Genomic DNA, 458 nt, shown 5'->3' with positions numbered 1-458 from the left:
ATTCTTCCTTCCGAGAGCGATGGGTCTGATAGCGTTCTCGGCCTGGTTATTGTCTATTTTATAGCGGCCATCCAGGTGGTATCTGGATAACTTGTGGTAGATGCCATGGGTATACTTAATGGCCTTTCCAATGCGTCCTTTGGGTAACACCTTCGGATACTCCTGTACCAGCCATTTTTCAAAAGCCACCATTATCGGGTAGGACAAACGGGTACGTAAGTCGGAACGTTGTTCGTAGGAAAGATTCTCCTGATCCGCTTGCCTTTCGACATCATAAAGCAGCCCTATTTGTTCCAGGGCATAGGAAGCCCTGACTTCGTCTTCCTTCAAAGCCTCTTCAAATTTCCGGCGCGCATGATTGCCTTTCGACATCATAAAGCAGCCCTATTTGTTCCAGGGCATAGGAAGCCCTGACTTCGTCTTCCTTCAAAGCCTCTTCAAATTTCCGGCGCGCATGA

General features: G+C 48.3%; 1 pseudogene. It reads right to left on the bottom strand.

The features are described from left to right. Window positions 1–360: pseudogene (locus EDI28_RS26435) on the bottom strand (IS66 family transposase); the annotation flags it as partial. Between the last annotated feature and the right edge of the window lie 98 nt (window positions 361–458).

Origin of the sequence: Photobacterium chitinilyticum, from assembly GCF_004104355.1 — a bacterium.
In the GTDB taxonomy this organism is placed as follows: Bacteria; Pseudomonadota; Gammaproteobacteria; order Enterobacterales; family Vibrionaceae; genus Photobacterium; species Photobacterium chitinilyticum.
The sequence above is the reverse complement of the archived record's forward strand: the minus strand, read 5'-3'. Positions and strand labels throughout refer to the sequence as shown.